Source organism: Cedecea selenatireducens (genome assembly GCF_042138895.1).
Taxonomy (GTDB): Bacteria; Pseudomonadota; Gammaproteobacteria; order Enterobacterales; family Enterobacteriaceae; genus Cedecea; species Cedecea selenatireducens.
In genome coordinates this window covers 1-17,931 of the sequence record NZ_JBHIKW010000021.1, presented here as the reverse complement: position 1 = coordinate 17,931, position 17,931 = coordinate 1, and the positions used below count along the sequence as shown (strand labels likewise).

General features: G+C 54.7%; 17 protein-coding genes. 7 read left to right on the top strand and 10 right to left on the bottom strand.

The genetic code is table 11. From position 1 onward, the window contains the following. Positions 1 to 2: 2 nt before the first annotated feature. From ACE38U_RS21165 to ACE38U_RS21120, 10 genes are read right to left on the bottom strand one after another with little or no spacing between them, the layout of a single operon-like run. Positions 3 to 1,832: a glycosyltransferase family 25 protein gene (locus tag ACE38U_RS21165; protein ID WP_375530486.1), complete on the bottom strand. Its 1,830-nt coding sequence runs from the start codon at positions 1,830 to 1,832 to the stop codon at positions 3 to 5. Positions 1,833 to 1,855: 23 nt separating this feature from the next. Further along, complete coding sequence (locus ACE38U_RS21160; RefSeq protein ID WP_375530485.1) at positions 1,856 to 2,812, bottom strand: hypothetical protein; 957 nt, start codon at positions 2,810 to 2,812, stop codon at positions 1,856 to 1,858. A gap of 35 nt (positions 2,813 to 2,847) precedes the next feature. Beyond that, a complete protein-coding gene (locus ACE38U_RS21155; RefSeq protein WP_375530484.1) occupies positions 2,848 to 4,260 on the bottom strand; it encodes a glycosyltransferase family 2 protein in 1,413 nt (470 codons plus the stop codon). A gap of 10 nt (positions 4,261 to 4,270) precedes the next feature. Beyond that, positions 4,271 to 4,708 (bottom strand): flagellar export protein FliJ, encoded by a 438-nt coding sequence (gene fliJ / locus ACE38U_RS21150; protein WP_038474876.1) that lies wholly within the window; start codon positions 4,706 to 4,708, stop codon positions 4,271 to 4,273. A 6-nt stretch (positions 4,709 to 4,714) separates the two neighbouring features. After that, the gene (gene fliI / locus ACE38U_RS21145) at positions 4,715 to 6,034 is read right to left on the bottom strand and encodes a flagellar protein export ATPase FliI (RefSeq protein WP_176983012.1); all 1,320 of its coding nucleotides are present in this window, start codon (positions 6,032 to 6,034) and stop codon (positions 4,715 to 4,717) included. Continuing rightward, a complete protein-coding gene (fliH, locus tag ACE38U_RS21140) occupies positions 6,027 to 6,773 on the bottom strand; it encodes a flagellar assembly protein FliH (protein ID WP_176983017.1) in 747 nt (248 codons plus the stop codon). Before fliH ends, fliI begins: the two co-directional genes overlap by 8 nt. Positions 6,774 to 6,775: 2 nt before the next feature. Further along, entirely contained in the window at positions 6,776 to 7,813 is a 1,038-nt protein-coding gene (locus ACE38U_RS21135; protein WP_038474880.1) for a flagellar motor switch protein FliG, read from the bottom strand. Beyond that, positions 7,782 to 9,467 (bottom strand): flagellar basal-body MS-ring/collar protein FliF, encoded by a 1,686-nt coding sequence (gene fliF, locus ACE38U_RS21130; RefSeq protein ID WP_375530483.1) that lies wholly within the window; start codon positions 9,465 to 9,467, stop codon positions 7,782 to 7,784. The genes ACE38U_RS21135 and fliF overlap by 32 nt, the downstream gene beginning before the upstream one ends. Before the next feature lie 10 nt (positions 9,468 to 9,477). Continuing rightward, positions 9,478 to 9,840 (bottom strand): flagellar hook-basal body complex protein FliE, encoded by a 363-nt coding sequence (gene fliE, locus ACE38U_RS21125; protein ID WP_038474882.1) that lies wholly within the window; start codon positions 9,838 to 9,840, stop codon positions 9,478 to 9,480. Between the two features lie 19 nt (positions 9,841 to 9,859). Then, a complete protein-coding gene (locus tag ACE38U_RS21120; protein WP_038474884.1) occupies positions 9,860 to 10,903 on the bottom strand; it encodes a sigma-54 interaction domain-containing protein in 1,044 nt (347 codons plus the stop codon). A gap of 707 nt (positions 10,904 to 11,610) precedes the next feature. Between ACE38U_RS21120 and ACE38U_RS21115 the strand changes: the two genes are divergently transcribed. From ACE38U_RS21115 to ACE38U_RS21085, 7 genes are read left to right on the top strand one after another with little or no spacing between them, the layout of a single operon-like run. Beyond that, positions 11,611 to 12,300: a FliM/FliN family flagellar motor switch protein gene (locus tag ACE38U_RS21115; RefSeq protein WP_235212924.1), complete on the top strand. Its 690-nt coding sequence runs from the start codon at positions 11,611 to 11,613 to the stop codon at positions 12,298 to 12,300. Then, positions 12,287 to 12,688: a flagellar motor switch protein FliN gene (gene fliN / locus ACE38U_RS21110; RefSeq protein WP_038474888.1), complete on the top strand. Its 402-nt coding sequence runs from the start codon at positions 12,287 to 12,289 to the stop codon at positions 12,686 to 12,688. Before ACE38U_RS21115 ends, fliN begins: the two co-directional genes overlap by 14 nt. After that, a complete protein-coding gene (gene fliP / locus ACE38U_RS21105; protein ID WP_176983015.1) occupies positions 12,685 to 13,455 on the top strand; it encodes a flagellar type III secretion system pore protein FliP in 771 nt (256 codons plus the stop codon). The genes fliN and fliP overlap by 4 nt, the downstream gene beginning before the upstream one ends. Positions 13,456 to 13,457: 2 nt before the next feature. Next, positions 13,458 to 13,730, top strand: coding sequence for a flagellar biosynthesis protein FliQ (fliQ, locus tag ACE38U_RS21100; protein WP_375530482.1), 273 nt, complete (start codon positions 13,458 to 13,460; stop codon positions 13,728 to 13,730). A gap of 3 nt (positions 13,731 to 13,733) precedes the next feature. After that, positions 13,734 to 14,507 carry a flagellar biosynthetic protein FliR gene (gene fliR / locus ACE38U_RS21095; protein WP_176983016.1) on the top strand — a complete coding sequence of 258 codons (774 nt, stop codon included), beginning with the start codon at positions 13,734 to 13,736 and terminating at the stop codon, positions 14,505 to 14,507. After that, positions 14,507 to 15,646, top strand: a complete 1,140-nt coding sequence (gene flhB / locus ACE38U_RS21090; RefSeq protein WP_038474896.1) for a flagellar biosynthesis protein FlhB — start codon at positions 14,507 to 14,509, stop codon at positions 15,644 to 15,646. The genes fliR and flhB overlap by 1 nt, the downstream gene beginning before the upstream one ends. Then, complete coding sequence (locus ACE38U_RS21085; protein ID WP_038474898.1) at positions 15,633 to 17,732, top strand: flagellar biosynthesis protein FlhA; 2,100 nt, start codon at positions 15,633 to 15,635, stop codon at positions 17,730 to 17,732. Before flhB ends, ACE38U_RS21085 begins: the two co-directional genes overlap by 14 nt. Positions 17,733 to 17,931: the final 199 nt, after the last annotated feature.

Genomic DNA, 17,931 nt, shown 5'->3' with positions numbered 1-17,931 from the left:
AACTACTCCGATTCCAGACTAAATGATTTTTTGATTATCTCGATAATCGCATGCCCCGCACCTTGCGGAGCAAAATATAGCTCTCGTGACAAAGCGGCAAGGCGCTCTTTTTGTTTTACATCATTTCCCGAGATGACATTTGACACAAATGTGTAGAGATCTTTTTCGCTCCATGCCACATCATAGTCATGATAAATAAAGCTTGCGCTGTTATTAATACCTAATCGTTTTTCATGAGTAAGCAATAGTATCGGTTTGCGTGATGGTAAATACTCCAGCAGGAATGACCCAACGTCAGCCATCAGCGCATCTGACTGAGAATAGGCCATTTTATAGTCGGCACCAAAATCCCATATAACGTTTGACCGATTTTGTGTAAACGCTAATAGCTGTGCATATTGTTCTTTGACTTTGTCGCCAAAGTGATTTACCCATTGAATGAACAAGGGATGAGGGCGAATAATAACATTCACTTTCCCTTGATCTATAATATCCATTATCGCATGAGCATAGAGATCGAATGTTGACCAACGAGGGTCGTTTTCAATAATATATTGCGGTGCCCACAGAAGCGTTTTCAAATTATTCGTAAAGACTGTTTTCTCTGTAGAGCAGTAGCGTTCATGATAATGGTCAAATTTGGGATGACCAACCACATGAACATGATCCTTACCCGCTGCGCAATGCAGCGCGAATTCATTTTTATGCCGCTGTGAACGAACGAAAATCCAGCTGGCAGAATTATGGCAGGCCATGTTGTACTGGAAATTTGTATTTAACTCACTCGCCCCCATATCCAGCCCATAGGGGATATACGCAATTTTAATACCGTTACGGATTAAATTTGCACAGCTAAATATACTCGGTCGATTTACGTCATACGGATTCTGCAGAAATACAACATCTGGCTTTCTTTCGTACAGATTATAGTTTTCATAACCGTAATAAGGCACTTCGCATTCGTCCAGAAATTCTCTTGCTGCCATATTAGTAGGATCCGTAGAACCTTCCGAGGTAAATGGAATAACAATAATTCTACAATCGAATTTATCATCATTGCGCAGAGCGTCGATCACCGTTTCAAAATTTGTCCAGCCAGGAGACCATTGAAAAAGGATATCAACTTTGATCTTCTGGTTGCCAATACGCTTTTTGACCTGCCGTTGCGTTATTTCATTTAGCGGCTTAGCAAACAGGCCACGATAGTCGACATACTGGCCCTCAATATCGCTTTTATCCGGCTGCTGATAGCCCACATTAGGGAAAATCCCCAACCAACAATCCCGCAACATAGACTCGTGCCAGTAGACATCGAGTGCGTATTCATGCTGTTGCCCCCCCTGCAATAAAGCATTTATGCTCTGGGTGTAAACATGCTGGAGCTGTTGATAATAGTTTTGGTTAACAATATAGGCGCATGCACACCACGCTTTATTAGCCTTAACGATATAGTCAACGCTGCCCAATTGGGTCACATTTTGATAGTTCGCGGCCAAAAAGCCTACGTTCCAGTTAACATGGTTTAATGCCTTGAAATATTTATTGATTCGCTGGTACGCATCATCATCATGGTGAAAAGCAATATCATCTTCAAGGATCAGAACATTTTTCCATCCTTCTTTATCCGCCATGTGCAGAGCATGAAGGTGTGACATAGCACACCCGATATAACCAGGCGAATACTCAATAGCTTCAAGGCGACAAATTTTATCCTTTGGGATCCCTAGCTTTTTTAACTCTCTGGAAAGATAAAGTCTTCTGTCTTTTCTTCTGTTCAGATTGATATAGATGACTTTATCAATAAAGTCCCAATTGATTGTAATCATGGTCATTCTGCTCTTATCCGCAAACGACCTTAAGGCCGATCAATAAGTAACGACAGGCCAACCAACAGGCTAAAGTCTGACGAGACTGCAGCTGCCTCAGCCTGTGGGCAATTACCGTCCCAGCCAAACCAGGCACTGAATAAAGTAACGATCTCCCCGTCGCTAAGCATTTGACGATCGGCGACCCAGACAGCGAATAGCATTTTTAGCTGGAAGAACTGGCGCGTCAGAGCCTGAAACGCCAGACCGTAATTTTCGCACTTAATGCCAGGGAAAACGTTCTGGTAAAGACGATAAATAAGGACATTACGCAAAATATGAGGCTGTTCAGTAAGCACCTGACACTTCGCCAGGTTCTGCTGTAGCTCCTGTAAACGCTCGCTCAAACGATTGGGCTGCATGATGTTCAGCTCACTGAGCTTCAGCATCATCGACATCTTGTCGGCCATCGGCAAATTCAAATTCAGGCGCATCGCGCCCATTTCTTTAAGCGCTGCTAGTCGGTGTTCTTTTATTACAGGCAACATCGTTAACTGCTCTTCCAGCACGCCGTGTTCGGCCAGTTGAGCAAGCTGCTCACCCATCGACATCAACAGCGCAGGATCGCGCTTGTCATCGACAAGATACTGCTGCGCTTTGCTCAGCAGCACGCCGATAGCGTACAGGCTCACCTCAAGGGAAAGCGCCGGGTGCACTGCCAGATTTATGCACTGCTGGTTGAGCATTTCATCCCATGCCGTCAGCTCAACGGTGCCCTGCACCTCGGCCTGTGAGATTTGCAGCTCAAACGCCTGCGGATTAAACAGCAGTTCACGGGCAACGCTTTCGCAGCCGGGATCCAGGCTTTCGCGTAGCTGAGTGGTGAGCTTAACGTTGGCCTGCGGCCAGCCTTCGCTCGCCCGGCTACAGGCCGGGCAGGAGCAGGCTTCGCTTCGGGCGGCATGGCGAAGAACAAATTCAGGTTGATAACGTTCGATGATTTCCATTTCTCTCTCCAGGGCGGCCACGGCCTTCCCTTTCTTTATCTGTGTTTACGGAAAAACCAGTGGGTGCAGTCGACCGGCTGGCCGCTCTGGCCGTCCAGCGTTTGCTGGATAAACGCGAAGCTCGGGTAGAAGCCGAGCCAGCAGCTTTGTTCAAACAGAGGCTGCCAGGCCTCATCGCGGGTTTGTGCCTCAGCGATGGCTTCACGATATGCATCGAGCAAAGTGGCATAAAAACTGGCATTCACGGCGTAGGCACAGCCATTTTCAGAGGCCTGCACGCGCACCACGCCGGGCAGCGATTTCATCAGCCGCAGTTCACCGTACTTCCCGCCAAGCATCAGCGCCTGCCAGTCGATATGGTCAAGCTTGGTCAGCAGGGCGTTCACCTGCTGGACCGAGTTCTCTTTCTTTACAAAATGCACCGCCGCATCCAGCAGCACCACGTTACGCCAGCCCTCACGCTGAGCCTGTTCCAGTACCGCGCAGTGGGTTTTCAGCTCGGCAAGCGCCGGATCTTCGTCCTGATGAAGCGTCACCGGCAGCAGCTGGTCGGCTGAAAAACCAAAGTCGAGAAGCCCCCGGCATTGCGCCTCCAGCTCCACTTCCTGCTGCGTGGGGTAGATAACCGCAACTTTGTCGAATACCGACCAGTGGACCTGCTGGTTAAGCGGCGCACGGCTTAAGCGTCGGTAATGCGCCAGCAGATTTTCGTCCTTCACCAAATCCTCAAGGCACAGATCCACCGGCGTACTGCTGCCCATAATGAAGTCTTTGTCGTAGGTGTTGCTGCTGTGGGAGATACAGACAATCGCCTTCTCAGGCGCAATTTGCAGCACCGGCGTGGTAAAGTTCTTGAGAAACGCTTGCTCCTCCGCGAGCGTCTCTTCGTCCTTATAGCGATTTTTCTTCAGCAGGTTGCGGTGCAGCCCAAAGGTGCCATTGAGCGCATGCCGTGGGCCAAAGGGATGACTGAGGTACATTTTGTCGAGGTGGCTGTACCAGACGTAAATCTGGTCGCAGCCGGAAAACAGCGCGTTATGGCCCTGCATTTCCGCCACCTGGTGCGAGATTTTTTCCGGCGGGTAATAGTCATCATCGTCAAAGCTGATGATGTATTCCCCGGTTGCCAGTTCGTTGAGCATATTGCGTTTGCGCCCCAGCGCCAGGCGCTCCGGGCTATGAATGTAGCGCACGTTATGCAGCGCCGGGTCGACCATCATGTCGATCAGATCCTGGTTACTCTCGGCGGAGTCATCCAGCACGATCAGCTCGCGCTTATCCGCCGGATAGTCCTGATACTGGTAGATGTAGAGCAGGTACGGCAGAAATTCACGTCGGTTCCAGGTCGGGCAAACGACGCTGACAAAGGGCGTTTTTTGCGGGGCGGCGGCGCGCTGACGCTTTAACAGGTTATCCAGCAGGGTGCTGCGGTTAGCGGTAGGTTTCATGGGTTAACTCTTAGCGGTGAGCGAGCCGCTGGCGCAGCCAGCACTGAGCGGAAACGGCATCCGTCGCCTTCCGCTCGCGTCGCTCTTGTTCTGCATGGCGCTCGCTGCGCTTCGCGTCGAGCACCACCTCAAGGCCTTTTTCACGCTTCGCCTCCTGCAGCAAAGCGCCCTGCAGCTGGCGGGCTTCCAGCTCGGCCAGCGCGTGCTCCTGCTTCTGCCAGTCGATCACTCGCTGAAGGGTGCGCTTGTAGCCCGAGTGGTTCACCATCTGCAGCGCGGAGTTGCCGCTCTCCGGGCTTATACCGGCGGCAAGCGACGTCAGCGTGCTGATGTTTTTTTCATAGCGCTGGCACAGCTGCTGCTGGGCGTTTAACCGCGCACCGGTCTCTTTTACCGCCCGGTTGCGTAGCGTGTGCAGCTGTTCCAGCGTGGCAATCAGTTTGCTCATGGTCGATTATCCCGCCTGCGACAGCAGGCATAAGTCGCTGATGGTATTGGCAAGCGGTGCGGGTTCATGCACCTCCTGCTGAAGAAACTGCGTAATCGCCGGGGCCAGTTTTACCGCCCTGTCGGCCTGCGGGTCGGCCCCGGCAACGTAGCCGCCGAGCGGCAGCAGCGGCTTGATGCTTTGGTATTCGGCATACAGCTGTTTCAGCGTCCTTGCCGCCAGCTGGTGCGGGCGTTCCGTCACCTGACTCATACAGCGGCTGATGGACTGCCCCACGTCGATGGCCGGATAATGCCCGGCTTCGGCAAGGTGGCGAGAAAGCACAATGTGGCCGTCGAGCACCGCTCGGGCGCAGTCCACGATCGGATCCTGCTGATCGTCTCCTTCCGCCAGCACGGTATAGATCGCGGTCATCGTGCCGCTGCCGGTGCTGTTGCCCGCGCTTTCCACAAGCCGTGGGATCATGCCAAAAGCCGAAGGCGGGTAGCCTTTAGTGGCGGGCGGTTCGCCAAGCGAGAGCGCAATCTCGCGCTGGGCCATGGCGTAGCGGGTCAGGGAGTCCACCAGCAGCAGGACGTCTTTACCTTTGTCGCGGTAGTAGCTGGCGATGGTGTGGCACAGCTCGGTAGCCTTAATACGCATCAGCGGTGATTCATCGGCCGGTGCGGCCACAATGACCGACTTCGCCAGCCCTTCGGCCTGCAGCGAGTTTTCAATAAATTCTTTTACTTCGCGCCCGCGCTCGCCAATCAGCCCGACCACCACCACTTCTGCCTGGGTATAGCGGGTTATCATGCCAAGCAGCACGCTTTTACCGACGCCGCTGCCCGCCATCAGCCCGACGCGCTGGCCTTTGCCAATCGTCAGCAGGCCGTTGATGGTCCGCACGCCAACGTCGAGCGGCTGCGCCACGCTCTGGCGGGTGAGCGGATGAACCTGGGGCAAATGCAGCGGCAGCGGCGTGTCGCCGACCAGCTTGCCTTTGTTGTCCAGCGGCTCTCCCAGCCCGTTAACCACCCGGCCCAGCCAGCGGTCGCCAATCATCACGCCTTCCTGCTTATCCGCCGGGAAAACGCGGGCGCCGGCAATTAATCCCGTCGGATGCTTGAAGGGCATCAGCCAGGTCAGGTCGCGGTCAAACCCTACGACCTGAGCATCAATAAGTTCGCTGTCCGCGCTTTCCACACGGCACATCTGCCCAACCGCCAGACGGCAGCCCACGCACTCGAGCAGGATGCCGTTCACCCGCACCAGCCTGCCCGCCACGCGAGCAAGATTAATGTTTTCAATGGAGCGCAGCGCCTGCGCGAAGTCCAGATCACTCATCGTGCGTTTCCGGCAGCAGGTTTTCTTTCAGTACGTCCATACACTGCTCAAGGCGATGCTGACAGCCGATATCCATTTCGCTGGTATCGGTGATGACCCGGCATTCACCGGCGTCCAGGTCCGGGTCGGCGGCCAGGCCCCACTGGCGGGCTTTCTCCGGTTCGGCTTCGCTAATACGCTGATATTCTTCATTGTTAAGCAGCACACGAATCTGCTCGGGGATCTGAGGCAGGCCGTTAAGCGCCTCTTCAATCAGCGTCAGCATCTGGGTTGGATGCAGCGCCAGTTCACAGCGAATCACCTGGCGGGTGACTTTTTCTACCAGCTGCAGCAGCTCTTCGCGGCGGCGTTGTTCATAAGCGCTGAGATACTGACGCAGCTCGTTTGCCACACCGTCCAGCGGCCCGGCCGCATCAAGAAACAGCTGGCGAGCGTGCTGTTTCCCCTCTTCCAGCCCCTTGCGCATCCCCTCTTCAAAACCGAGGCGAGCGCCTTCCTGGTAGCCCTCTTCTTTTCCTTCTTCCATGCCCTGCGCAAAACCACGGTTCAGGCCATCCTGAAAGCCCTGCACCAGCTGCTGCTGGTAAGCTTCCGGGTCAAGCGCCTGGCCCGATTGTTCAAGGCTTGCCTGCTGCCAGCTTTTACGCAACGGCGGGAATTTGTGCAGTCGGGGTTTAATCACGCCCTGACGGCGGGCGGTCAGGCTGCCCAGAGTGGCGGTTTTCGCGTTTTTGAACATCATTATTCCATCGTCTGCTCAGCGAACAGCTGAACCTGAATTTCGCCGTCTTCCGCCAGCTGACGCACGGTGCCCATAATCTCTTTGCGCACCTGCTCAATTCGGCTGACCGGCACCGGCCCGAGGCGCGAAGTGGTGCTTTGCAGTAACTGCACCTGACGCTTTGGCATCACGTTACAGATGGTCTGTCGCAGCACCGGCTCGGTGCCCTTCAGCGCCACCGCCCACTCTTCCATCGAGACCTCTTCCATCAGGCGCTGCAGCGTATTCTGGTTCTGGCGACTGAGGATGAAGAACTCATACATTTCGTCTTTCAGCTCGTCGACCACCTCTTCGTCACGCTCGCGAAGCTGGTCCAGCAGCAGTTGCTGGTTTTCCGGAATGCGGTTGACGATATTGGCGGCGTGCTTAATGCCGGTCACCTTCGAGCCGTGCTCGGAAAGTACCGCCACGCCACGGTCAACCAGCCTGTCCAGCTCGTCGATAACGTCCCGGTTAACGTCGTCCAGCTTGGCAATGCGGTAAACGATTTCGTCCTGGCGCTCCTGCGGCAGCACGCTGAGCACGCTGGCCGCCACGTCCGGCGGTAAGAAAGCGAGGAACACGGCCTGCAGCTGCAGGTGCTCGTGTTCAATAAGCGCCGCCAGCTGCGGCACGTCTACCCATTGCAGGCGAGCCATGCGGTAGCGAATCTCATCCCCGTAGATGCCGTTAATCACGCTGCGCGCAATTTCCCCGCCCAGCGCTTTTTCCAGAATGCTGCGCAGGTAGGTGCGCGAAGCGCCGTTAATCCCGCTCTGCTCCCGGTAGTCCTGAAAAAAGTTGTTCATCGCCTGGCGAGCATGAGTCACCTTCACGCCGTGCAGCCGCGCCATGGTTTCGCTCAGTAAAAGCACCTCTTCCCGGCTTAGCTTCTGCATGACCTGAGCGGCGGCGTCTTCACCCACGCTCAGCAGCAGGATCGCCGCCTGTTCGATGCGCGAGCGCCCGTTGCTGCCGCTGCTACTTTTACTGTTCTTGCTTACTGTTGGTTCGCTCATTGCTGTTGATCCACTGTTTCAGTACTTCCGCCACGCGCTCGGTTTCGCTCTGGGCGAGCATCTGTAAGTATTCGACTTTCGTTTCAAGGCCAGAACTTTGCGGCGGCAGGTTGTCATCGTTCTGGAACGACGATTTCGGCAGGCCAGCCGCCAGGGCGTCATCGCTGGTGATTAATTCATTTTCAAGCAGCGCGCCGCGTTCCAGAGCCGGTTCGTTCGCGGCCTCGGCAACCGCCAGTTCACGACGGCTGAAGCGCTGTACGACCGGACGCACGCCGAACAACAGGGTTAGCAGTGCCAGCAGGCCAATGCCGCCGGTCTGTCCCCAATACTGCATGTGCGGATCCTGCCACCATTTCAGCACCGGGAAGGCCGTCGCTTCTGGTTCGGTAAAGGCCATAACGTCCAGCGTCAGGGAGTCACCGCGGGCTTTATCTATCCCAGCCGCGTCTTCCACCAGCCGCGTCAGGCCGGCCAGTTTTTCCGGCGTAATCTTCGCCAGCGCGGGTGCACTTTGGTTCAGGGCGATGGCCACGCGCAGCTTCTCAAGCTGATAGCCTGGATGGCGGATATGGCGGATATCGCGGTCGTAGGCGTATTTACGCTGCTCGGAATTACGGCTGCTGAGGGACTGCGGGTTCCCAGCCGGAGCCGTGTTCGCGTTGGCATTAGCGTTAGCAGCCGCATTCGCCGCAGCAGGCGGCTGGTTGACCGGACGATTGCTGAGCGAGCCCGGCACGCCAAGGGCCAGCTCGTTGGTGACATTTTCCTGGCTGATGTTTTCATCGCTCACGCGGGCGTCTTTCCCCAGACGTTCCTGGGTTTCTTCCACGCTGCTCATATCAACCTGCGGCGCCACGCTGATGCGGAAGTTGTTGCTCCCCACTAGCGAAGTCAGCAGGCCGGAAATGTTCTTTTCGGTGTCGACTTTCATGCGCTGCACAACGTCATTGGCCTGACGAATTCCGGCCAGGCTGCCGCCGCCGTTTTGCAGGCCTTCAGAAAGCAGGTTGCCGCTTTGATCGACCACCCTCACGCTGCTGGCCTTCATCCCCGGCACGCTGCCGGAAACCAGTTGGACGATGGCCGCGACCTGCGGTTCATCAAGGCTTTTGCCGTGGCGGAGCTGAACGATAACCGACGCACTGCTCTCCGGCTTGTTGCTCATGACAAAGGAGCTGGCTTCGCTTAGCCCAAGATGCACCCGCGCCATCTCCACCGGATCCAGGCCCATGATGCTTTTCGACAGTTCCCCTTCGAGGCTGCGCTTGTAGCGGACGTTCTGCACAAACTGGCTGCTGCCGAGCATCTCTTCTTTGTCCATCAGCTCATAGCCTTCCGGCAACGCCGCGCTGATGCCCTTCGCCGCCAGCGCCATACGCGCCTTCGACAGTTTGTTTTCGGCCACCAAAATTTGCCCGTTGTCCGGGTTAATTCTGTAGGCAATGTTTTCTGCGCCCAGCACTTCAACCACCTGCGCGGTTGGCAGGTTTTCCTGGGCGCCATATAGCGCGACATAGCCGCCGCCGCTGCGCCACAGAGAGGCAACAATGGCGCCGGTCAGCAACACGGCTGCGGCGCCTATAAGCCATTTTTTATGATTTCCCTGCGGCAACGGCATCGCCGCAAGCTGATTTTTGATTTTGTTTAACACGGTAAGGCCCTTAGAGCGCAATGTTCATCACTTCATCCAGCGCGGTGGTGAGCTTGTTGCGCACCTGCATCATTGCCGTAAACGCCACGCTGGCTTTCTGGCTTTCGATCATCGCGCCGGTTAAATCGTCGCTCTGGCCGGTGTCGATAGCGGCCTGGCGGGCGCTGGCGGCGTGCTGCATCTGGTCAACGTTGTTGATGGCCTGGTTAAGGACATTGCCGAACGAGACGGAGGGCGCGGTACCCATCCCCGACGGCGCGAGAGTCTGAGGCGCGGCGATAGCGCCGGCACCGGCGCTTGCCGCCGTGTGCTGTAGCCGCATCAGCATTTCCTGCTGCCCCATCGGCATACCTAATCCTGAAATCTTATCCATAGTGGTTTCCTTCCCCCTTTCAGGAGTAACACCCAATTTCAATACCCTCTTCGCGCATCGAAGCCAGTCGGTAACGCAGCGCCCGAGGGGTAATGCCTAAAAACTGGGCGGTTTTCGATTTGTTGCCCTGATGACGCTTTAGCAGGTCGATGATGTACTGGTACTCGGCCATACGACCGTGCATCTTGACGTTGCGAATCGCGGCCGGGGCATCGCCCTCAGAGCGGTGGCCGGTTTCATGCCATGCCGGCATGATGCCAATGGCGGCGCTTTGCGGCTGTACGACCGGCGTCAGGCCGAAATCTTTGGCGGTGATTTCGCTCCCGTTACAGAGGATCAGGCCACGCTGGATAACGTTCTCCAGCTCACGAACGTTACCCGGCCAGTTATAGCTCAGCAGCGCGTGACGGGCGTCTTCGGCAAGCATAATCTTGCCCTGGTGGAACGTGTGATATTTGCTAATGAAGCGCTGGGCCAGCGGGATGATGTCCTGCTGACGCTCACGCAGTGGCGTAATGTGGATAGGCACCACCGAAATGCGGTAGAACAAATCCTGACGAAAACGGCCTTCGGCAATTTCAAGCTGTAAATCTTTATTCGTGGAAGCTATCAGGCGAATATCAAGTGGGATTTTTTTATGGCTGCCTAAACGCTCAACTTCCTGCTCTTGCAGCACCCTTAATAATTTGGCCTGTAGCGCCAGCGGCATATCACCAATTTCATCCAGTAATAATGTGCCGCCGTTGGCTTGCTCAAATTTACCCGCAACGCTTGCCACCGCACCGGTAAATGCACCTTTCTCATAGCCAAATAAAATAGCTTCCAGCATGCTCTCAGGAATAGCGGCGCAGTTCACACCAACATAAGGCGAATCGCTTCCCGTGGCGTGTTCATGAATATATTTAGCTACGCATTCTTTACCGGTGCCTGTTTCGCCAGTTATCAACACTGACACATTAAAATTTGCCACACGGCGTGCCAGCGCAAATACGCTAACGCTGGAAGGTGCCCTGGCCACAAAGCCGTTAAGATTTCCTGCGCTATGATCCATAAACATATTCATGTTGCATCACCCACTTAGAGTAAATTCTACCTGGCGAGGACAGCAAAACAGACTTAATATTTCCTTTAATCATAATAATGAAAGAAAAATCAAGACCATTTACATTCAGCGCCGTCAATCACCAGGTTATTCAACCACAAGTATTACAGCAGTGTGGTTATCAGTGGGGTCAGTATACGGAGGGCACGATAATTGTCTCATTTTTAATGAGTATTAAAACATTAATTCTTTAAATACAATGAGTTATCGATTACATTAATCTGGAAGCAGGTTTTTAAATAATAGATTAATAAGCCCACCGCTATTGCAACAGCAAGCATAAGCAGGTCTAATCACCTTCCTGAAAAAAAGTGATGAGATGTTTTCCAATTATCTACCCGCTGCTGCTAATAAAGAGCGCCACCTCATTCTCGTAACTTAAATGCCCAGGTAAATTTTTCTTTGGCGAGCGATGAATCAATACTGAAGCTCATCGCTGACATCGCCAGATATCATGGTTATGCGGAAGAACTATGCAGCCTGTATTACAACGACTCAGAGTTCATCACCGGGATCGGCTTCCCGAACTGGTGAAACTGGAAGTAAATAAGCTTGGCCGTCCGTGGCATAAGCTGCCAACAATAATGAATGATTGCTTCGACATTCTCGATGCAAGGCTAAGCATTTACTTTCTTAAAAAATTTAGAGTAAACGTTACGTTAAAAAATATGACGTTTGCGATCGATAAAAATTATAAAAACACGCAGATATTCTCTTCCACTTACGGCAATCTCGGCTTCGACATTGATCGTATTTTGCTGCTGAATATTCTTCATGATTTCTATGGCCTGAGTAAAGACAGCGCCCAGGTGGCGCCGGATTTATCTCAGCCGATTTCGAAAACGGAAGAACGGCTAAAAAATAAATTAGGCCAGGAACTGACTGCGCTTGTCGTCAATAAAGAAACCTTTGGCGAAGACCTGGATATAAAGAACGACTATTCCTCGGTGATTAGCCAGTGGTCATGGTGCATTACATTCAGCCTCGAAGGTTACGAGCAAGGCGGGTTCACTATCCTGCTCGACCAGCTGCATGTCGATCGCATGCTGGCGAAGCTGAGAGCGCCGGACGGCGGAGACGGCGAGAAAGAGTCGTCGATGAGCACCGGCCAAATCGAAAGGCTGTTCTACGATTTGCCGCTGAAGCTGAATGGTCGCCTTGCCTCGCTGAACCTTACCGTCGCGCAAATTGCCGACATTGAGCCAGGGGACATTATTCCCATTTCACTGAATCAACCGATGCCGGTTTTTATCGGCAAAGAACAGATTTTCACCGCTGATATTGCGGAAGATCGCGGCAAACTGCTGCTGAGTGAATTTAACGATAAGACTGCCGAGAAGCATTATGAGCCAAATTGATCAAGACCTGAGCCAGACCCTGGATCTGGACGACCTGAACTTCGGTGATGCCCCGCAGGAAGAGACGGTGGAAGGCAACATCCGCATGGATCTGCAGGAAAACACGCCACGGGCAAACCCGATGGATCAGATTCGCAAAATGTCGCTGTTTAGCCGTATCCCCGTCACCCTCACGCTGGAAGTGGCTTCGGTAGAGATCTCTCTGGCTGATTTAATGTCGGTGAACAACGATTCGGTCGTTGAGCTGGACAAGCTCGCCGGTGAACCGCTGGACATTAAGGTCAACGGCATCCTGTTTGGTAAGGGTGAAGTCGTCGTCCTGAACGACAAGTACGGGCTGCGCATCATCGAGTTCAACAACAAGAACCTCGGCGAGCTGGCAGGATGAATAGCCTGCTACGCGGCCTGACGAGCAGAAAGAGCGGCCTTGCGGCGCTGCTGACGCTCGGCCTGTGCTTCTCGCCGCTGCTGTTTGCCGCCCACGGTGAAGTGACCTTATTCAGCGCGAATAATACCGACGCGGGCCAGGACTACAACGTCAAAATTGAAATCCTGATCCTGATGACCCTGCTCGGCCTGCTGCCGATCATGGTGCTGATGATGACCTGCTTTACGCGGTTTATCATCGTGTTGGCGATTTTGCGCCAGGCGCTGGGGCTGCAGCAAAGCCCGCCGAACAAAATCCTGACCGGTATCGCGCTGGCCCTGACCTTGCTGGTGATGCGCCCGGTGTGGACCACCGTGTACAACGACGCCGTCGTGCCGTTCCAGAACGACAAAATCACGTTGAACCAGGCGCTGGCTACCGCCGAAGTGCCGCTGAAGAAGTTTATGCTGGCGCAGACCAACAATAAGGCGATGTCACAGATGATGAGCATTGCCGGTGTCTCCGGCGACGCGCGCGAGCAGGACCTGACGGTCGTGACGCCCGCCTATTTGCTCAGCGAGCTGAAAACGGCCTTCCAGATTGGCTTTATGATTTACATTCCGTTCCTGGTCATCGACCTGATTGTCGCCAGTATTTTGATGGCGATGGGGATGATGATGCTGTCGCCGCTGATTGTCTCGCTGCCGTTTAAGCTGATGCTGTTCGTGCTGTGCGACGGCTGGACGCTGATCGTCGGCACCCTGACCTCAAGCGTGCAGGGGCTGTAGCTATGCTTAATATGGATAACGCCGGCGACATCATGGCCTCTGGCATTCAGCTGGTACTGCTGATTTCCGCCGTGGCCATTGTCCCTAGCCTGCTGGTGGGCCTGTGCGTCAGTATTTTCCAGGCGACCACGCAGATTAATGAACAAACCCTGAGCTTCCTGCCGCGCCTGGTGGTCACGCTGCTGGTGCTGATTTTTGGTGGGAAATGGATGCTGACCCGGCTGGTAGACTTCACGACCGAAATCTTTCACCAGGCCTCTGCGCTGGTCGGCTGACGCATGGGAATCAACATTCACGATCTGCTTAATCCGCTGATGGCGATGATCCTGCCGTTTGTGCGCATTCTGGCGTTCATCCACTTTTGCCCGGTGCTCGACAGCAAAGCCTTCTCCCGCCGGATTAAAATTGCCACCGCGCTGACCCTGACGGTGCTGATTACGCCGATGCTGCACAATAACGTGGTGCTGAACGAGCTGATGTCGATGCGGGTTATCCTGCTTATCGGCGAGCAGCTGCTTTGGGGGCTGCTGTTCGGCATGACGATGCAGCTGGTGTTTGTCGCGCTGCAGACCGCCGGTCATATTCTGTCGATGAATATGGGCCTGGGAATGGCGATGATGAACGATCCGGTTAACGGCGGCTCGACGGCGGTGATTTCGCAGATCATTTTTGTTTTCTGCGCCCTGCTGTTTTTTATCATGGACGGCCATCTGCTGGTGGTGACCATTCTGGTAAAGGGTTTCACCTACTGGCCTATCGGTCAGGCCATCAATGAACCGACGCTTAAACAACTGGCGCAAAGCCTCGGCTGGATTATGTCTGCCGCCACGCTGATTGCGTTGCCCACCACTTTTGTGATGCTGATTGTGCAGGGCGGGTTTGGCCTGCTGAACCGCGTTTCGCCGACGCTGAACCTGTTTTCACTCGGTTTTCCCATCAGCATGCTGTTTGGCCTGCTGTGCATCACGATGATCGTTTCCCATATTCCGGAGCACTACCTCAATTTGACCAATGAGATCCTCGCCCGGCTTGACGCCATAAGGGTGCAGTAATGTCGTCATCCTCAAGCGGAGATAAGAGCGAAAAACCTACGGCGGGCAAGCTGCGTAAAGCCCGGCAGAAAGGGGATATTCCACGCTCAAAAGACCTGACGATGGCCGTGGGGCTGGTGGCCTCTTTCGTGACCATCAGCAGCTTCTTCCCCTATTACAAGTCGCTGATAAGCGAGTCGTTTTTATCCGTGGGCCGCATGGCCGGACGGCTGGATGACAGCGGCGCGCTGAGCCAGTTCATGATGCTTAACGTGCTGGTTATCCTTAAGTTTATCGCCACGCTGGTGCCTATCCCCGTGGCCTGCATTATTTCCAGCCTGATCCCCGGCGGCTGGATATTTACCCCCAACAAGCTGCTGCCGGATTTTAAGAAAATTAACCCGATAAGCGGGCTTAAACGCATGGTGTCCGGCAGCCACTATGTTGAGGTTGGCAAGATGATGCTGAAATGCGGCGTGATCCTCGCCGTGCTTTACACCATGGTGAACGACTCGCTGGCCGGCCTGCTTTACCTGCAGCAGCTCTACCTGCGCCAGGCCATCAGCAGCGGTTTTGATATTTTTCACCATGTCATCAGCTACTTTGTCGCGGTTATCGTTATCTTCGCCCTGCTGGACGTGCCGCTCAGCAAATTTATGTTCACCAAAAAAATGCGCATGACCAAGCAGGAAGTGAAGGAAGAACATAAGAGCAACGACGGCAACCCGCAGATTAAAGGCCGTATTCGCCAGCTGCAGCGCCAAATGGCGATGGGCCAAATCAACAAAACGGTGCCTTCGGCAGACGTTATCGTCACCAACCCAACCCACTACGCCGTGGCCCTGAAGTACGATCCAAACAAAGCAGAAGCGCCCTACATTGTGGCGAAAGGCGTCGATGACGTGGCGATGTTTATTCGTGAAGTCGGTAAGAACCACGGCGTGGAGATAGTCGAGTTCCCGCCGCTCGCCCGTGCGGTGTACTACACCACTCGCGTTAACCAACAAATTCCGGCGCAGCTGTTTCGCGCCATTGCTCATGTCCTGACCTACGTGATGCAGGTGAAAGCCTGGCGTGCGGGCAATGTTGAGCAAAAACCCCGCCTTAACAGGCAGATAGATCTTCCAAAAGAGGTATTAAAAGCCGATGGCGAACAATAAGTTTACCCAGGCCGTGACCGTGCTAAAGCAGACGCACGTCGGCGTGCCTGTTCTGCTGCTCAGCGTGCTGGCGATGATAATTTTGCCGCTGTCACCGCTGGTGCTGGATATCCTGTTTACCTTCAACATCGTGCTGGCGGTCATCGTGCTGCTGGTGGCGGTCAACAGTAAACGCCCGCTGGATTTTGCCGTCTTCCCAACGCTGCTGCTGATCACGACGCTGATGCGCCTGACGCTGAACGTAGCCTCCACCCGCGTGGTGCTGCTGCACGGCCATGAAGGAGAAGGCGCCGCCGGTAAGGTGATTGAAGCCTTCGGCCAGGTGGTTATCGGCGGCAACTTCGTGGTCGGCTTCGTGGTGTTCGTCATTCTGATGATCATCAACTTCGTGGTCGTCACCAAAGGGGCTGAACGTATCTCTGAGGTCTCGGCTCGCTTTACCCTCGACGCCCTGCCCGGCAAACAGATGGCGATTGATGCCGATCTTAATGCCGGCTTAATTAATCAACAGCAGGCCAAAACGCGGCGTAAAGACGTTGCTAACGAAGCCGATTTCTACGGGGCGATGGACGGGGCCTCGAAGTTCGTGCGCGGCGATGCCATCGCCGGGATCATGGTGCTTATCATCAACGTGATCGGCGGGATCTGTATTGGTATTTTCAAATACGATCTCGACGCCAGCCACGCCTTCCAGCAGTACGTGCTGCTGACCATCGGTGACGGCCTGGTCGCGCAGATCCCCTCCCTGCTGCTGGCAACCGCCGCCGCTATTATCGTGACCCGCGTCAGCGACGGCGGTGACGTTAGCGATGAGATTAAGGCTCAGTTGCTCGCCCGCCCGAACGTGCTGTATACCGCCGCGTTTGTGATGTTCATCCTGGCCGTTGTGCCCGGCATGCCGCACGTTGCCTTCCTGAGCTTCACCGCGCTGTTGCTGTTTGCTGCCTGGCGGCAAAGCAAAGTGGTGCAGCCCGCCGAGCAGCAGGCTGACGATATGGAGGCCATTCAGGAGGCGCTTGCCCCGGACACGGAGCCTACCGTCAGCTGGGACAGCATTCCGCTGGTCGAGCCGATTGGCCTGAACCTGGGTTACAAGCTGGTTTCACTGGTGGATACCGCCAAAGGCAGCCCGCTGTCGCAGCGTATTCGCGGCGCAAGGCAGGTTATCTCGGAAACCTGCGGCGTGCTGCTGCCGGAGATCCGCATTCGCGAAAACTTCCGCCTGAAACCCGCCCAGTACGCGATCCACATCAACGGCATTCGCGTGGCGCTGGGGGAAGTGAATTCGGAAAAATTAATGGCAATCCCCGGCACCGAGCTGTACGGCGAGATAGACGGCGTGCTGGACACCGATCCGGCGTACGGGATGGCCATCGTCTGGATTGATCCGGACCAAAAATCGCGCGCGTTAAACCTTGGCTATCAGGTAGTGGACTGCGCGAGCGTGGTAGCCACCCACGTTAACAAGGTGGCGCGTCAGCATCTGCCTGATTTGTTCAACTATGACGATATTACTCATCTGCATTCACGCCTTGCGCTGCAGGCACCGAAGCTTGCGGAAGATTTAAATAACGCGCTGAATTTCAGCCAGTTGCTGAAAGTTTATCGCCAGCTTTTGCTCGAACAGGTGTCGCTGAAGGATATCGTCACCATTGCCGCTACGCTGCTGGAAAGCTCGGCGGTAACCAAAGATCCGCAGCTGCTCTGCGCTGACGTGCGCTACGCCCTGCGCCGTGCCATTTTGCATAACATCAACGGCGACCGCAGGCAGCTTGCCGCCTACACCATTGATAACGAACTGGAGAATATGCTGCTAAACGCCCTGAACCAGGCCCAGCAGGCGGGGAAAGTGGCGCTCGACAGCTTCCCTGTCGACCCGAATATTCTGGCTCAATTGCAAAATACCATGCCGATGATTTACGAGCAGATGAAGGCGAATAGCCTGCCGCCGCTGCTGCTGGTGACGCCGCAGCTGCGCCCGATTCTGTCACGCTATGGCCGCCTGTTCAGCGCCGGGCTGCATGTGCTTTCGTATAACGAAGTGCCGGATGACAGCGATTTGAAGATTGTCGGGACATTAGCGTGATAGGGCTTCGCGCTGATCTAAGAGAGAACACCTTCTATGAAGAATCGGCTAAGGCTCCGTTCACTTCCTGCCCTGGGTCGGAGAGAAAACGGAGGCGACTTAAGCTGGAACAGAGCCTCGCTTCTTATTTTTACCCTCACCCTGCCCCTCTCCCTGGAAGGGAGAGGGAATAAAAAATGTTCCCCATCGTCTGTTTTCC